The organism is Mycobacterium sp. NPDC050551, assembly GCF_040674075.1.
In the GTDB taxonomy this organism is placed as follows: domain Bacteria; phylum Actinomycetota; class Actinomycetes; order Mycobacteriales; family Mycobacteriaceae; genus Mycobacterium.
Window position 1 is genome coordinate 135848 of sequence record NZ_JBFARC010000001.1, and the last position, 13464, is coordinate 149311.

Sequence of the window (13464 nt, forward strand, 5' to 3'; positions counted from 1 at the left end):
CACATGCCGACGGCGATGTGACGTGAGTAACCGTGTTACACCGGGTACAGTAACGCGGTTACTCGCGGACGGCAAGGGAGGTGTTCATCAGATGGCCAGCGCGGAACGAACCGACGGCGGACGCGCCGGGAGCAGGGACGCCATTCTCGACACCGTCGCCGAACTGCTCGAGACCGAAGGCTATGACGCGGTTCAGTTGCGTGAGGTGGCCCGCCGCAGCCGGACGTCTCTGGCCACCATCTACAAGCGCTACCCGAACCGGGACGAACTGATCATCGCGGCGCTGCACTCATGGATGGACGAGCACCGGTACTCGGGCCTGGTGCATCAGACCCACGCCTCCGACGAGTCGGTCTACGACGGGATGATGCGGGTGCTGCGCACCATCTTCGAGCCGTGGGAACACCATCCGGCGATGCTCACCGCGTTCTTCCGCGCCCGTGCCGCGCCGCGCGGGCAGCAGATCTTCCGTCGCGGTCTCGACATCACCGTTCCGTCGTTCATGCAGGTGCTCGAGGGCGTCGACGACGCGTTCGTCCGCGATCTCGAAACCATTCTGTCCACCGTGATCTACGGGCTCCTCGGCCGGTTCGCGGCGGGCGAGATCGCGATCACCGACATCCTGCCCAGTCTCGACCGCACCGTGTACTGGCTGACGGCCGGCTATCAGGCGACCGGGCGGGCGGCGGTCAGATCTGACGCATCTCCGTCTCGTTGATCGTGAACCCGTGCTTGTAAAAGTCGTTGACGATGAAGGTCTTGAACGGGTCGTTGCGAATCGTCCAGCCGTTGGCGCGGTAGGTCTCGCCGGGGCCCAGCACGACGTCGCCGTCCGCGGGGGGAAGCGTCCCGCTGAACCAGAACATCTCGCCGGTCCCGCGCACCACGGCGAGGCTCGGCTGCGGTGAGTAGGGGGCGACCGACGGGGACGTGCCGAACGGCTTGCCGTTCGACATCCCGCACACCGCCATCGGCCCGCCACCGCGTGGGACGTCATCGGTGCTGATGAGGCACCGCACGTTCCCGTCCTGGACACGAACCACCTGGTCGCCCTCGGCGGCGACCGCCTGCGCGGCGAACGGAGACGCGGTCACGGCGATCACTGCCGCCGACGCCAGAACGAGTGCTCCAAGCATGGCCATCCCGATTCGAGTCGACATCCTTGTCGAGTCGTGATGCTTCCACTTTCCGAGGCTCCGGATGGCCGATTTCGGGCGAATGGTTCGTTTGCCAGCGCGACGCCGCCCGGCGCGCTATAGAGCGTGGCCTAGAAGTCCCAGTCCTCGTCGGTGGTGACGACGGCCTTGCCGATGACGTAGCTGGACCCGGAGCCGGAGAAGAAGTCGTGGTTCTCGTCGGCGTTGGGTGACAGCGCCGACAGGATCGCCGGGTTCACGTCGGTCTCGTCGCGCGGGAACAGCGCTTCGTAGCCGAGGTTCATCAAAGCCTTGTTGGCGTTGTAGCGCAGGAACTTCTTGACGTCCTCGGTCAGCCCCACCTCGTCGTAGAGGTCCTGGGTGTATTCGACCTCGTTGTCGTAGAGCTCGAACAGCAGCTCGTAGGTGTAGTCCTTGAGTTCGGCCTTGGTCGCCTCGTCGTGCAGGGCCAGGCCGCGCTGGAACTTGTAGCCGATGTAGTAACCGTGCACGGCCTCGTCGCGGATGATCAGCCGGATCATGTCGGCGGTGTTGGTCAGCTTGGCCCGGCTCGACCAGTACATCGGGAGATAGAAGCCGGAGTAGAAGAGGAAGCTCTCGAGCAGCGTGGAGGCCACCTTGCGCTTGAGCGGCTCGTCGCCCTTGTAGTACTGCATGACGATCTCGGCTTTGCGCTGCAGGTTCGGGTTCTCCTCCGACCACCGGAACGCGTCGTCGATGTCGGCCGTCGAGCACAGCGTCGAGAAGATGTTGCTGTAGCTGCGCGCGTGCACCGACTCCATGAACGCGATGTTGGTGTACACCGCCTCTTCGTGCGGGGTGAGCGCGTCGGGGATCAGGCTGACCGCGCCGACGGTGCCCTGGATGGTGTCGAGCAGGGTCAGGCCGGTGAAGACCCGCATCGTCAACTGCTTCTCGTGGGCGTTGAGCGTGTTCCAGGACGGGATGTCGTTGGACACCGGAACCTTCTCCGGCAGCCAGAAATTACCGGTCAACCGGTCCCAGACCTCGGCGTCCTTCTCGTCCTGCACCCGGTTCCAGTTGATCGCCGAGACGCGGTCGATCAACTTCATGCCATCGCTCACCAGAACCCCACTTCACCAGGCTTTTCATGTCTTGTCTGCAGCCGCCCCGCAGCAATCACGACACTACTCGTAGTAGCCGACACGTCCGGTCAACCCAAGATATTGGGTTTGCGGCGTGTCGAAGTCAGGCGGCATGCGCCGCCGTCATCGTCGGGCTACGGGCCGGGACCGCCGGTGTAGCACCCACACCGTGGCAACGATGGAGACGAGGGCGGACAGGGCGAGCATGGCCAGACTGCCACCGGTGCCGCCGTCGAACGTCTCACGATAGGCAGACATGGCGGGCAGCGTCGTGGTGTACCCGTCCAGGCCCAGGTCGTGCCCCATCGCCTCGAAGGCATGGCGATTGGACAGCCCGACGCTGAGCACTCGGCCCGGGGTCGCCATGTCGGCGACGGGAACGATGGCGCCCCCGAAGAGGACCTGGGGGAAACAGAGCATAGGCAGGGCGAGGGCGGCCTGAGCGGCGTTGGTCACCGCGGCCGACGCCAGCAGGCCCAGCGCGAGCGCCGCCGTCGCCTCGATCATGATCGTCAGGAACACCAGCGCGTACACGTGCCATTCCAGCGCGGGCAGCCGACCCAGCGCCCTCAGTGCCACCAGCAGGACCGCGCTGACCATGGCGAGCATCGGAAGCAGTGCGGCGACCTTCGATGCCACATATGCGGTGACGCTGAGCCCCGCGAGACGCTCCCGCCGGAACACAGCCATCTCCCCGACGATCTGTAGCAGCCCATACGTGAGCCCGAAGAAGAAGCCGTCGAACGCGATCCAGAACACGATCTGCGCGGGGCCGCCGTCCGCAGGACCTCCGACATCGAACGCGCCGCGTGGGAACAGCGTCGCCATCATCACCGTCACCAACACCGGCGAACCCAGCAGGATGGCGACGGTCAGCCGGTTACGGAACAACACGTCGAGATTGCGACGGGTGAGCAGCCACCACTGCCGAATCACCGCCGTGGGTGGGACATGCGACGGCGTGGCGGCGGTGGGCGACGAAGCCGACGGCGGCGATGAAGTCGGGGCGTGGCGGCGATCGGCGAACCGCTGCGCCCAGACCACGGGGGTGTCTTCGCCGGCCAGCCGCTCGTAGACCCGCGTCAGATCCGGCACACCGAAGTGACCCCGCGCCTCGGCCGGGGTGCCCGCGAACGCCAGGTGGCCCTCACGGGCGAGGAACACCACCCGGTCACAGACCTCGATCCCGGCCGGCTCGTGCGTGGTGAGGACAACGGTGACTCCCCGCTCGGTGAGTCGGCGCAGGAGTCGCATCACGTGGGCCGCTGTCGCAGGATCGAGGCCGGAGGTGGGCTCATCGAGGAAGAAGAGGCGCGGTCGGGTGAGGAGCTCCACGGCGATACTGGCACGCTTGCGCTGGCCGCCGGACAGTGCACGGATCGGCACGTCAGCTCGATCCGCCAGATCGAGATCCTGCATGGTTTCCTCGACGGCCCGGTCCGCCTCGGCAGCCGAGGTGCCCGCAGGCAGCCGTAGCCGCGCGGCGTAACGCAGCGTACGGCGCAGCGGCATCTCCAGGTGGATGATGTCGTCCTGCGGCACGAAACCGATGCGGGCACCGACATCGCCGATCGCGCCGTCGTGTCGGATTTCGCCGGTGGACGGCGGTCGCAGTCCCGCGAGGATCTCCAGCAGTGTGGTCTTTCCCGCCCCGCTCCCCCCGGCGATGGCGACCAGTTCGCCGGGTCCGATCGACAGCGACAACGGCGCCAGGATCTGCCGCGAGGCCACCCGAAGGCCGATGTCGATCGCATCGACCCGCCCTCCGGCTCGGATGTGCACGGGCTCGAATATGGTTGCAGAGGCAGTTGTTTCGGACATGGCCACTTCCCTCGGTCAAAGGTGAATTCCTGCTGTCCAGGATCAGACCGCCACGGCGGTGGCACATGGGGCAAGCGCCTCAAATCCGGCGTGACGATTCGGCGCGGGCCTCGGGGACAGGCTCGTCAGGACCGCGCGGCCACATCGACCGGGAAACCCAGCAGGCCGCGATCGATGGCCGCGAGACTGGCCTGCGTGCGGTTGTTGACGCCCAACTTCGCATACACCCGCTCGACATGATTGCGCGCCGTCTTCTCGGCGATGAACAGTTCCGCGGCGACCTGACGGTTCGACCGGCCCTGGGCGACGAGACGCAACACCTCGAGCTCACGGGCGGTCAAGCCCGACGCCCAGGACGCCGTGCGAGTCACCCGATGGCCGGCGGTGCCCAGCACCGCCTCCACCGCGGTCGCGTCGAATCGGCCCGCGCGAACCAGATGTCGCAACTCACCGGCGGCGGCAGCGGGAGCGAGTGCCGGCCGGTCTGGGCGCCGCTCGAGCAGTTGGCAGTACGCGACGGCTGCGGCCAGAAGCCGGTCCTGCCCGGACAATTCGGCCCCCGCGAGGCCACGCGGAAAGCCCGACCCGTCGATCCGCTCCTCGTGCTTGGTCGCTACGGACACGACGGACTCCAAGCCGCCGACCCGGCTGAGGATCCGCCCGGTGAGATACGGGTACATGCGCAGCCGCTCCCATTCGGCGGTGCTGAGCGGGGCCTTCTTCTCCCAGATCTGGTTGGAGACTCCCAACCTGCCGAGGCCGTGGACCAGGCCTGCGCGATAGAGGTGGGAGATGTCCGCGGCCGGCATCCGCTGGTCACGAGCGGCGGCGGCCACCAGGTCCGCGACCCCGCGCGAGTACCCCGGCGAACTCGGGCACTTGAGGTCGACGAAATCCGCGACCGCTCGGAGCAACTCGTCGACCTCGTCGCCCTCCAGGATGACGTCGCGGTCAGGCGCGTGCGCCAATGCCGCCGTCCACACGTCCACCTCCAGCAGCCCGTCGGCGATCGCGGCGGCGTCATGGACGAACACCTCCGCCACCGCCGGACTGAATTGAGTGCCACTGCGGGACCGGATGGTTTCGACGGCGGACTCCAGACCGCGCGTACGCAGATGCACCTCCGCCACGTCGGCGACGTGGACGATGTGGATCTCGACCGGGATCTGTTCCCCGCTCAGACCGTTGGGCATTCCCCGTCCATCCCAGCGCTCGAAGGCGTGAGCCAGCACCTCGCCGACCCGTCCTTCCACGCCGATCCGGTCGGAGAGCACGCCCGCCGAGGTGCAGTGCGAGCTGATCAGCTCAGCGACTCGGTTTCGCGCGGTGAACAGAAAGGCGGCCGACCGGAGCACGCGTTCCCGGCCCGGCAGGCCCCGCCCGACATGACTGAGCATCAGCCGAAGGAACGGCAACCCCGCCATGTCCACGCCGTAGGTGTCTGCGCGGAAGGCGATGTCGTCGTCGAAGAGTTCCGCGAGCTCATGAGAGTCCGCGTGACATCCGATCCAGCCGACCAGGTTGGCGTAATACACGGTCGCCTTCTGCTGGGGGTCGAGGCCCATCCGTTCCGCCATTCGGGCGGAGAGCAGCGCCGACCGGAGCATGTGCTCCATCGGCTGACCCAGTCCGAGATCGATCGCCAGCGATATGGCCGCCAGGAGTTCGGCTCGGCGCAGGCCGCGTCTCGAGCCGTCCGGCCGCCCGGTGGCCTCCATGATTCCCAGTCTGCACGCAACCATGGCGCAGTCGGCGCGAACGGCCGCAGAACCGCGCGTTCGCACGTCACCGCGATGTTGAGGCGAATGCCCCATGTGCGCGATGGCGATGCACGTCGATGATCTCATTCATGGCCATCGTCGACACCAATGCTCAGAGGACCGCCGGTGATCCCTGGCACAGAGTGCTCACCGAGGGGCACGCGTCCCTGGTGCGGGCGCGCCGCGTGTTCCGCTATCTGCCGTCGGAGCCGCGGTGCAAGGTCTGCAGCAACCCGTTCGGTGGCCCGGCCGGGCGGGTCCTCGCCGCGGCCGGCTTCACGCCGTCACGCAAGAACCCCAATCTGTGCAGCCGGTGCTGTGACGCGCTTCCCCCAGGCGGGGCGGAGGTGGACGTGGCCGTGCTTTTCGCCGACGTCCGCGGTTCGACGGCGCTGGGTCAGCGCGGCCCCGCGACGGATTTCGCGGCGCTGCTCAATCGGTTCTACTCCTCGGCGACGCAGACTCTGCTGCGGCATGACGCGGTGATCGACAAGCTCATCGGAGACGAGGTCATGGCGTTCTTCATTCGCGGCGTCAGCGGCCCGCAGTACCGCCGCAACGCCGTTCTCGCCGGGCTGGATCTGCTCAAGGCGGTCGGTTACGGCACCGATGAGGGCCCGTGGATCGAGGTGGGCGCGGCGGTCAACGCCGGCGTCGCCTACGTCGGCAACGTCGGTGGCTCGGTCGTCGACTTCACCGCCCTCGGCGACCCGGTCAACGTCGCGGCTCGCATGCAGGCGCATGCCCGCGGCGGCGAATTACTCGTCGCCGCCGGAGTGGCCGACGAACTCGCCGAGCGCTCACCGCGGCGCGAGATCAACCTGCGGGGACATGACCGGCCCGTCCAGGCCGGGGTGCTCGGCGTCTGATGTCGAGTTACTGTCCGGGTCCCCCGGCGTCAGGCGACGTTTTCGCGGCGCCGGACACCCTCGTGCAGTGGCAGGTCAGGGTCGAGCTTGATGCCGAGCAGGTCGCAGGTGCCGCCGATCGCACCGACCATGATCGTGGTCAGATGCGCGACGAAGTCGTCGGTCGACATCCGGCGCGGGGTCTCGACGCCCAAACCGAGCCACCAGTCGGTGGCCGAGGCGATCGAGCCGAAGGCGGCGTACGCGGCCAGTTCCAGCCCGTCGGCGTCGAGTTCGATCTCGCGCAGTTCCTTGTCGAACATGCTGGCCATCGCCAGGGTGATCTCGCGGCTCTCGTTGAGCGCGCGCATAGTCGATTCGCTCTGCTCGGCGAAGCGGCCCTGGATCAGGAAGCGGATGACGTTGGGGTGCTCGTCGACCAATCGCACGTACTGCTCGACGCTGCGCCGGATGATCTCGCGGCCCGGGTCGGTGGTCAGGTCGATCGACGGGAAGATGGCCGCCCACAACATGTCCCGCAGCCGCTGGCCGATCGCCTGGAACAGGTCGGACTTGTCGGCGAAGTGGCGGTAGATCTTGGGCTTGGCGGTGCCGGCTTCCTCGGCGATCTCGCGAAGGCTCAGATCGGGACCCAACCGGTCGATCGCCCGGAAGGCGGCGTCGACGATCTCCGACCGCACTTTCTTGCGGTGTTCGCGCCAGCGTTCGCTGCGGGCGTCCACCTTGGCGCCCGTTTCGTCACCGGTGCGTGACCTCGACCCTCGTCGCACGGGCTCACTGTACCCGGCCCGTAGCCGCTGACCTGCTCATAGCCGACGTGTGACGCATTCCTTACCGCCGCTGGCCTGCGGTTCGCCCACGCAGAGGGGATCCGCCGACTTGGGTACTATCTCTGCGACAGCTCAATCGACGAGACGAGAAGTATGACGCAGCGATACGACCTGGTGATCGCGGGCGGTGGACCGTCCGGTTCGGCCGCCGCATGGCAGGCCGCCCAGACCGGCGCGAAGGTCGTGGTTCTGGACAAGGCCGAGTTCCCGCGCGACAAGCCGTGCGGCGACGGTCTGACCGCCCGCGCGGTGAGCTACCTGCAGAAGATGGGCCTGGCCGACGAGGTGGCCACCTACCACCGGGTCAACCGGGTCACGGTGTTCAGCCCCAGCCAGTGGGAACTGTCGTTCCCGACCCGGCCCGGCATGCCCGACCACGGCCACACGGTCAGCCGCACCCACCTCGACACGGTGTTGCTCAAGCACGCCGAGTCGGCCGGCGCCGAGGTCCGTCAGGGCGCCGAGGTCACCGGACCCGAGGTCGATGCCAACGGCCGGGTGATCGGCGTGGTGCTCAAGGGTGGCGAGAAGGTCTACGGCGACGCGGTGATCGCCGCCGACGGCGCCTACTCCCCCATCAAGCGGGCGTTGAAGATCGACTCGCAGTACAACGGCTATCAGGCCATCGCGATCCGGTCGGAGATGCATGCCAACCGGCCGGACTCCGATTCGCTCGACATCTACCTCAAGCTGGCGTTCCAGGGCGACCAGTTGCCGGGGTACGGCTGGGTGTTCCCGATGGGCGACGGCATCTTCAACATCGGGTTGGGCTACGTCAACAGCTACAAGAACTGGCAGTCGATCAACGCCACCCAGTTCCTCGGCGAGTTCCTCCGCACGCTGCCGCGCGAGTGGGAGCTGCCGCCGATCGAGGAGCTCAAGAAGAACAAGAGCGTCCGGGCATGGCGACTGCCGATGGGCTTCACCGCGTGGCCGCCGTGGCGCCCGGGCGTGCTGTTCACCGGCGACTCGCTGGGTGCGGGCAAGCCGGCGTCTGGCGCAGGCATCTCCAAGGCGCTGGAGTCAGGGCTGGCCGCGGGCGAATGCGCGATCGCCGCGCTGACCAACGGCGGCCCCGACGACTTCACCAACTACGCCAACCGGATGGAAGCGGCGTGGGGCCGGGAGTACAAGCGCGGCCGGTACTTCCACAAGTTGGCCGGCATCCCCGCCGTCGCGAACAACGGCATCAAGCTGATCGACAACGCGCTGTTCCGGGACCGGATGCTGAAGTCGCTGTACAAGAAGGCACAGGGTCCGCAGCACAAGTACTGACCCCGAAGTTCCGCCCCGCCGATTCATCGGCGCCGCCGAGTGTGGACCCAGGCACGGTCTCGTGCGTCAGGTCCACACTCGGCGTTCTTCGTGTCGGACCTCTTCGGTAGACCTTCTTCCGTGACCGCAGCACATCTGACCGCCTTCATCTGCTACCGCGACCCGGACGCGATGGTCGACTGGATCACCCGGATTCTCGGCTTCGACGTCGTGCGCAGCTTCCGCGACGGCGACCACCTCGCCCACGCCGAGGTGAGGCGTGGCGAAGCGGTGGTGTGCATCCAGCGTGACGACCGCGGATACGACGTCCCCGCCGTGAAGGGCGACTGCGTCGGCGCAGGGCTCTACGTCGTGGTCGACGCCGCCGACGTGGACGCGATCCACGACCGCGCGGCGGCCGCTGGGACGACGGTGCTGATCGCGCCGGAGACCACGCCATGGGGCAACCACCGCGTCGAACTGCTCGATTCGGAGGGCAGGCAGTGGTCGATCGGCTCCTACCTACCGGGGCAGCCGGACGACGGCTGGTGAGCGGCTAACGTGCCGGGCATGCGACTCACCAACGACTGTTACCTCGTCACGCTGCGTTTCGGTTCCGGTGTGGAGCACTACTTCCGCGACGGCGAGCGGTGGACCAAGGTGACGGCCCGTGGCCGCCGGATGCCTGCGACCGCCGAACAGGTGATGAACCACCTGCTGCCCGCGCTCGCGGGCGTCAAGCCGGGCATCACGGTCGAGGTGCGGCACCGCGATGTCGACGACGATGCGGGAGCGCTCCTGGACAGCCTGCGGAAAGGTGACGCCGCAGCCGCGTCGACTGCGTAGGAAGTCGTCGAGTCCGTGGCGTCGAGTCGACGACACCCCGCACGGTCGCAGCGGATCTCAGTGCGGTGTGAGCCCGTAGACGTAGTAGCACGGCCAGTTCTGCTCGCCCGGAGCGCTGACCAGTGCTGGCGACCACATGGTCGGCACACCGCGGACCACCCAGCAGTTCTTGTCGGCGAGGTCGACGCCGTTGGGGTTGTCCGGCGCTGCCTGCGGCGCCTGCTGCGGGTTGTTCTGAGGCAGGTCGGGAAGCTGGGGCATCCCCTGCTGCTGCTTTGCCTGCCGCTCGTCGCAAATCTGTTGATGCGAGGGAGTCCGTGGCGACTCGTCGGGCTCCAGCGGGCCGCAGTCGATCGCGGGCTCGAAGGGCTGCGCACTCGCCATCGGCGCGCCGACCATGATGGCGCCCGCAGCAGCGGCCGCCGCCACGAGACCCCGTACAGCAAATCCCCGGCACGATGGCATGGGCTCCCCTCCCTGTGGAAAGAACAGTAGACACCGAATTGAGCCAAGATCGATACCGGTGAGTGCAGTCCACGCGCAAGACATTTCCGTATGCAAGTATTTCCCCGGTCGCGAGGGGCGCAAGTGCCGAAGGGGTGGCTGCACACTGGCGTCCCGCAGTCCTCACGGACGCCTCTAGTGTTTCTGCACATGGCCATCGCATTCGAAGACGAGCGTGCGCGTCACAACGGTGGGGCGCTGTACGCGCTGCTGTTGATGATCGAGGGTGCGCTGAGTTGACCGCAGCGGCTCGCCTGGCCGCCGCGGGCGTGGCGGCCGTCGAACAGGGCCTGACAGACGCCGAACTCACGGACGTCGAGCAGGAGTTGGGCTTCACCTTCGCCGACGACCACCGGGCCTTCCTCGCCGCAGGGCTGCCGGTGGGCCCGTCGTGGCCGGACTGGCGCAGCGAGGGACGCCGCAGTCTCAGCAAGCGGCTGCGACTGCCGCTCGACGGGATCCTGTTCGCGGTGGAGTGGAGTGCGTTCTGGCCGCCGGCGTGGGGGCCGCGGCCCGCAAGCATGAAACATGCTCTGCGAACGGCGAATTACGAGCTGGCGCGCGCGCCTCGGTTGCTGCCGCTGCATGCGAACCACTACCTGCCCGCAGGTGCCGGCTCGTCCGGCGCGCCGGTCCTGTCGGTGGTCCAGACCGACGTCGCCGTCGCGGGACGCGACATCTCGCAGTACATCGAAATACTCGTTGGCGCCGATGCCGGACAGCCGGTGGTCGCCGCACGCCATGTCGAGTTCTGGTCGGACCTGCTCGTCTGACGCGGTCCCGAGTCGGGGACCTCAGCGTCGACCGCGCGCGGCCCGGCCCGGCTTGCGGGCGACCTTCCCGGCAGCGGCGCGGGCTGCCTGTTTTGCGAGGGTCTTCTCCCGTGCGGTGCGTTTCGGCGCCGGCTGCGCTTGTGTCCGCGACGAACCGGGCTTGCGGCCTCGCACGATCCCGATGAAGTCCTCGACCAGCACGTGCTGCGGCCCTTCCGGTACGGCGAGCGCCACCGGACAGGTGGGTGCGTCGGTGATCGGGCGGTAGGTGAGGTCCTTGCGGTGGTGAAGCCGAGCAAGCGACTGGGGAACCAGCAGTGTGCCGACTCCCGCGGAGACGAGTTCCACTGCCTCCTCGGTGGTCTCGGGCCGGTGGTCGACGGGCACGCCGGGAGCGCCCGCCCAGTGCAGGACGTCATCGCGTGGGAGCACCCTCGGCTCACCGTCGAGATCCACGGCGGTGATCTCGTCAGCGGCCGTGAGCACGTGATCAGTCGGTACTACGGCGACCGTGATCTCTTCGTAGAGCGGGATGACGGCCAGCCCGGACGTCTCGGCCGGCAGCCGGAGCACCGCCACGTCGATGGCGCCGTCCCTGACTTCGGCGGCCGCGTCCGCCGCGGCGACGATGCGCAACTGCAGCGGGACGTCGGGGTGGCGCTCGGCCCAGATCCGCGCCCACTTCGCGGGCGTCCCACCGGGGACGTAACCGACGGTCAGCGAGGCCGGGTGCACCGCATCAGGCTACCGCTGGCCCCATCGATAGGCTTGAGCCATGAGCAGGGCGAACGCGCAGTCCATGAAACCCGCCACGGCGGCGAGGAAGCTGGACGTGTACCTCCCCGCGACGCCCGCGGAGTTTCAGGCGAACCCAATCACTCGCGCCGAAATCGCCGCGCTGCAGGCGGACCCGCCGCAGTGGCTCAAGGACCTCCGCAAGAACGGGCCGCACCCGAAGAATCTCGTGGCAGCCAAGCTCGGCGTCTCGATCGCCGGCCTCGCCCGCGGCGGCATCACCGAAGCGCTGACCACCGAGCAGATCACTGCGCTGCTCGAGGAGAAGCCCGAGTGGTTGGTGGCCGAACGCGAGAGCTATCAGAACGTGCTGCGCGAGGAGCGACGCATCAAGGCGCTGCACGAGGACCAGGCGCGCGAAAGCTGAGCGACGCCGCGGTCATCCACTAGCGGAAAAACATGTCGCTGAGCCGGTCGAAGAAACGATCGACGCCGCGCTCCAGCCGACTGCCCCCGGCACACTTCTCCCAGGCGTAGATCCCGGCGAACAACGCGACGACGATCCCGAGGACCAGGACGGTGACCAGAACGGCCTCGACTGTCGTCGACATCGACACATCCTCGCGCACCACGCCCTGCTGTCAGCGACCAGCCGTACACCGAACATGCCAGGCCGGTAGCCGAGGGTACTGATGTCATCACGGGGCGGTGCGGCTCGCCAGGCCGGGGTCATGGCGACGGTGTCGGGATACCGGTTTACGATCCCGCGCATGGGCATCGTGAAAACCTCGTCTACCCGCATCTTGGCCCCGTATGAGAGCGCGTACCCCGCGGTGCTCGCCGCGTTCCACGCCGCCGGGGTCGACGTGCCCGTCGGCGGCAACCCGATCGTCGGCGAGGTGAAAAGGTCTTTGCGGAAGAACCGCTGGGCCGCCACGGTGACGGCAGCTCTTCGTCCGGAGACCTCCACTACGACCATGGTGGAGTGGTCCGTGGACATGCTGGGCGACAAGCATGGAGAGCTGCGAAAGGAAATCCTCGACGCCCTTCAAGCCCCGGTCGACGCCATCGGAGTGCCGGTCGACGACCACGGCGTGGCGGACGCGCTCAGCCGGCTGGGGAAGATGGGTCGGTTCTTCGGAGCCCTCGAGGCGAGCGCCCTGTCCGACTTCCTGCACCCAGACGAGCGAGTCGTGGAACTCGCCCAGGGCCTCTACGGCAAGAACCAGGGGATGCTGGTGCTGACCACGCAGCGGCTGTTCTTCTTCGACGTGGGCCTCATGAGCGCGAAGGTCGAAAAGTTCGACTTCAAGGCAATCGGCTCCCTGGGGTTTTCGACCAAGCTCTCTGGCGAGACGATCGACATCTCGATCTCGGGGCGCTCCGCGGAGATCAAGCAGATCGCACACGGCCGCGGCGCGGCATTGGTCGCGGCGTTTCGGCGGGTGCGGTCCGAGGCCGCGGCGCCAGCGCAGCCTACGGCACCTGCACAGGACTTGGCGGATCAGATCCGCAAGTTGGGCGAGCTGCTGGATGCAGGCATCCTCACCGACGAGGAGTTCAACGCGAAGAAGACGGATTTGTTGTCACGTATGTGACCACGAGCCAGCGAAATGCCCGGGCCGGGGTCAGCGGACACGGGCACGGTCGCTGTTGTACTCGTTCATCTGTCGCACCACGTCGGCACCCGCAGGATCGCCTTCACGTCGTCAGGCTGAAGCGATGTTGAGCTGACCCGCGATCGCCGCGTTTCACTGTGGTGCACAACGGATTCACTTGCCGGCGGCCACATGGCTTCGTGCGCCTAGA

At 67.6% G+C, this 13464-nt stretch carries 16 protein-coding genes; 8 read left to right on the forward strand and 8 right to left on the reverse strand.

Annotation, left to right across the window (positions count from 1 at the left end; genetic code table 11):
• Window positions 1-91 precede the first annotated feature (91 nt).
• A complete protein-coding gene (locus AB0K11_RS00705; RefSeq protein WP_364971446.1) occupies window positions 92-718 on the forward strand; it encodes a TetR family transcriptional regulator in 627 nt (208 codons plus the stop codon).
• Here the strand turns inward: AB0K11_RS00705 and AB0K11_RS00710 are convergent.
• From AB0K11_RS00710 to AB0K11_RS00725, 4 genes are all read right to left on the reverse strand, one after another.
• Window positions 690-1094 (reverse strand): hypothetical protein, encoded by a 405-nt coding sequence (locus tag AB0K11_RS00710; protein WP_364971447.1) that lies wholly within the window; start codon window positions 1092-1094, stop codon window positions 690-692. The two genes, AB0K11_RS00705 and AB0K11_RS00710, sit on opposite strands and share 29 nt — an antisense overlap.
• A 173-nt stretch (window positions 1095-1267) precedes the next feature.
• Entirely contained in the window at window positions 1268-2242 is a 975-nt protein-coding gene (gene nrdF, locus AB0K11_RS00715) for a class 1b ribonucleoside-diphosphate reductase subunit beta (protein ID WP_364971448.1), read from the reverse strand.
• A gap of 144 nt (window positions 2243-2386) precedes the next feature.
• Window positions 2387-4045, reverse strand: a complete 1659-nt coding sequence (locus AB0K11_RS00720; RefSeq protein ID WP_364971449.1) for an ATP-binding cassette domain-containing protein — start codon at window positions 4043-4045, stop codon at window positions 2387-2389.
• Between the two features lie 164 nt (window positions 4046-4209).
• Entirely contained in the window at window positions 4210-5802 is a 1593-nt protein-coding gene (locus AB0K11_RS00725; protein ID WP_364971450.1) for an HD domain-containing phosphohydrolase, read from the reverse strand.
• Window positions 5803-5933: 131 nt separating this feature from the next.
• Between AB0K11_RS00725 and AB0K11_RS00730 the strand changes: the two genes are divergently transcribed.
• A complete protein-coding gene (locus AB0K11_RS00730; protein ID WP_364971451.1) occupies window positions 5934-6713 on the forward strand; it encodes an adenylate/guanylate cyclase domain-containing protein in 780 nt (259 codons plus the stop codon).
• 29 nt (window positions 6714-6742) lie between these two features.
• Here the strand turns inward: AB0K11_RS00730 and AB0K11_RS00735 are convergent, their stop codons facing one another.
• Window positions 6743-7483, reverse strand: a complete 741-nt coding sequence (locus AB0K11_RS00735; protein WP_364971452.1) for a TetR/AcrR family transcriptional regulator — start codon at window positions 7481-7483, stop codon at window positions 6743-6745.
• Between the two features lie 153 nt (window positions 7484-7636).
• On the opposite strand from AB0K11_RS00735, the gene AB0K11_RS00740 reads away from it, so the two are divergent.
• The 3 genes from AB0K11_RS00740 to AB0K11_RS00750 all read left to right on the forward strand — a co-directional run bounded on the left by AB0K11_RS00740 (window position 7637) and on the right by AB0K11_RS00750 (window position 9643).
• Entirely contained in the window at window positions 7637-8818 is a 1182-nt protein-coding gene (locus tag AB0K11_RS00740; RefSeq protein WP_364971453.1) for an NAD(P)/FAD-dependent oxidoreductase, read from the forward strand.
• 120 nt (window positions 8819-8938) lie between these two features.
• Window positions 8939-9349, forward strand: coding sequence for a VOC family protein (locus AB0K11_RS00745; RefSeq protein ID WP_364971454.1), 411 nt, complete (start codon window positions 8939-8941; stop codon window positions 9347-9349).
• Window positions 9350-9367: 18 nt separating this feature from the next.
• Entirely contained in the window at window positions 9368-9643 is a 276-nt protein-coding gene (locus AB0K11_RS00750; protein WP_364971455.1) for a hypothetical protein, read from the forward strand.
• 57 nt (window positions 9644-9700) lie between these two features.
• Here the strand turns inward: AB0K11_RS00750 and AB0K11_RS00755 are convergent, their stop codons facing one another.
• Window positions 9701-10072 (reverse strand): hypothetical protein, encoded by a 372-nt coding sequence (locus AB0K11_RS00755; protein ID WP_364971456.1) that lies wholly within the window; start codon window positions 10070-10072, stop codon window positions 9701-9703.
• 311 nt (window positions 10073-10383) lie between these two features.
• Here AB0K11_RS00755 and AB0K11_RS00760 point away from each other — a divergent pair, with 311 nt between their 5' ends.
• Window positions 10384-10920, forward strand: a complete 537-nt coding sequence (locus tag AB0K11_RS00760; protein WP_364971457.1) for a hypothetical protein — start codon at window positions 10384-10386, stop codon at window positions 10918-10920.
• Window positions 10921-10941: 21 nt separating this feature from the next.
• On the opposite strand, the gene AB0K11_RS00765 is transcribed toward AB0K11_RS00760, so the two are convergent.
• Complete coding sequence (locus tag AB0K11_RS00765; protein WP_364971458.1) at window positions 10942-11655, reverse strand: LysR family substrate-binding domain-containing protein; 714 nt, start codon at window positions 11653-11655, stop codon at window positions 10942-10944.
• A 40-nt stretch (window positions 11656-11695) separates the two neighbouring features.
• Between AB0K11_RS00765 and AB0K11_RS00770 the strand changes: the two genes are divergently transcribed.
• On the forward strand, window positions 11696-12082 hold the full coding sequence (locus AB0K11_RS00770) for a DUF5997 family protein (RefSeq protein WP_364971459.1): 387 nt from the start codon (window positions 11696-11698) through the stop codon (window positions 12080-12082).
• Window positions 12083-12101: 19 nt separating this feature from the next.
• On the opposite strand, the gene AB0K11_RS00775 is transcribed toward AB0K11_RS00770, so the two are convergent.
• A complete protein-coding gene (locus AB0K11_RS00775) occupies window positions 12102-12266 on the reverse strand; it encodes a hypothetical protein (protein ID WP_364971460.1) in 165 nt (54 codons plus the stop codon).
• A gap of 159 nt (window positions 12267-12425) precedes the next feature.
• Between AB0K11_RS00775 and AB0K11_RS00780 the strand changes: the two genes are divergently transcribed.
• Complete coding sequence (locus AB0K11_RS00780; RefSeq protein WP_364971461.1) at window positions 12426-13253, forward strand: SHOCT domain-containing protein; 828 nt, start codon at window positions 12426-12428, stop codon at window positions 13251-13253.
• Window positions 13254-13464: the final 211 nt, after the last annotated feature.